The sequence below is a fragment of the Methylobacterium sp. GC_Met_3 genome, from assembly GCF_026540775.1.
Lineage (GTDB): Bacteria > Pseudomonadota > Alphaproteobacteria > Rhizobiales > Beijerinckiaceae > Methylobacterium.
The window spans coordinates 1-1,700 of record NZ_JALNUL010000145.1 but is presented as its reverse complement, the minus strand read 5'-3'; the positions used below and the strand labels follow the sequence as shown (position 1 = coordinate 1,700).

General features: G+C 62.5%; 2 protein-coding genes. One reads left to right on the top strand and one right to left on the bottom strand.

Annotated elements, in window-relative coordinates:
- Nucleotides 1–203 precede the first annotated feature (203 nt).
- On the bottom strand, nucleotides 204–431 hold the full coding sequence (locus OXS27_RS32205; RefSeq protein ID WP_267361725.1) for a hypothetical protein: 228 nt from the start codon (nucleotides 429–431) through the stop codon (nucleotides 204–206).
- Nucleotides 432–592: 161 nt separating this feature from the next.
- Between OXS27_RS32205 and OXS27_RS32200 the strand changes: the two genes are divergently transcribed.
- Entirely contained in the window at nucleotides 593–1,618 is a 1,026-nt protein-coding gene (locus OXS27_RS32200; RefSeq protein WP_267361724.1) for a site-specific integrase, read from the top strand.
- The last annotated feature ends 82 nt before the right edge of the window (nucleotides 1,619–1,700 follow it).

Genomic DNA, 1,700 nt, shown 5'->3' with positions numbered 1-1,700 from the left:
TGACGGTCTTGGTGTTCGTCTAGGCGGGCTACGAGATGGTGCCGTCCACGGTGATCATGACGGCCGGGTCGCGCACGTTCTGCGTGGCCTTCTAGGTCTTGGTGTTCACCGTGGCCTCGACGATCATCGCGATCTTGGTGCCGACGATCCGGCTCTGATCAGGCGCTTCTCGGCTCGATCCCCCGTGATGATGTCACGTCGCACTAGAAGCTCGTCGCCGGGCACGTCCACACGATCATCGCGACCTTAGTGTTCATGGTGGCCAGACGGTCGCCCTGAGCCTGCCGTCGCTGATCGTGAGCCCGGCGGCGCTGGTGATTCGCTTCGACGGCACCGGCTCGTGTGGCAAGGATCTGCCCCGCGTCCTTGTCGAACTCCGAGGCCCGGGTGTTCACGGTGCGGTAGACGATCTCAATGACCTTCTCGCCCAAGCCTCAGTAACCTTCGCGCCAACCCTGAGCACGTCCCGTCTTGCCAAATTTTCTTTTTGATTCAGACTCTTGGCTTCCGTAGTGAACGGTGAGGGCATGTGGCGGGGGTCTATAGGCGCGGCTCAACGTGGTGGGTCCGGTTCCGGTTGAACGGCGCTCACGTGAGGCGCTCGGCCAAGACGACCAAGAAGGGTGAGGCCCAGATCTACCTGCAACGGTTACTCGAAGAACATGCCGGGCGAGCGCGAGGAGATCTTCCCCGTCACACCTTCGCGGATGCCGTCGAGCGCTTCTTCCAGGAGACGCGCGTCAAACCCGCGACGCTGCGCAGCTACAAGTCCAATAGCCGGACGCTCGGCCCGACTTTCGATGCGCTCTACCTGGATCAGGTCACGAAGCGCACCATCGCGGAGTTCGTGAGCACCCGGAAAAAGGCTAGGGTCACGGATACTACGATCCGGCGCGACCTCGCGTTCCTGAGCGTAGTCTGCACTGCCGCCCAGCGATGGTCGTGGCTGGACACGAACCCGGTCACAACCTCCGGCGGCAAACGTGGGCTCCGCGAAAGTCGCCCGCGGACCCGGTTCTTGAGCCACGCCGAGTTCGAGCGGCTCGTGGCTGCCGCGTCCCCGAGCTTGCGCCCGGCGATTATCCTCGCGGTCGAGACCGGGATGCGCCGGGAGGAACTGTTCGGCCTTACGATCAATGCCATCGACCTTAACCGACGCGAGGTGCACCTGGAAAAGACCAAGACCAGCGCGCCCCGCCGGTTGCCGCTCTCCGACAAAGCCATCGTGGCCATCAGGAACCTGCTCGACGCGCCCGACCGCCCCCGATCGGCCTACCTGCTCTGCAAGGACAATGGCTCGCGGTTCGGGGATATGAAGAAAGGCTTCGCGGCCGCCTGCCGCCGGGCGAAGATCGAGAACATGCGATGGCACGATCTGCGACACACGTTCGCGTCATGGTTCGTCCAGCGCGGCGGCGATCTCTACAAGCTGTCTAGGATCCTCGGCCACACCGGCCTCCAGATGACCTCGCGCTACGGTCATCTTCGAGTCGAGGACCTCCACAACGAGATCGAGAAGGTGGCACAATACCGGCCACAGGAGCGTCTGATCGATCTGCATGCGACAGCCGGGAGCACTGTCCAGCAGGAACATCGAGAACCTGAAAACCCTCGATGATGTAGAGGGTTGATGGGTTCGGAGGTTCGGAAAATTTTGGTGGGCGCACTAGGGTTCGAACCTAGGACCCGCTGATTAAGAG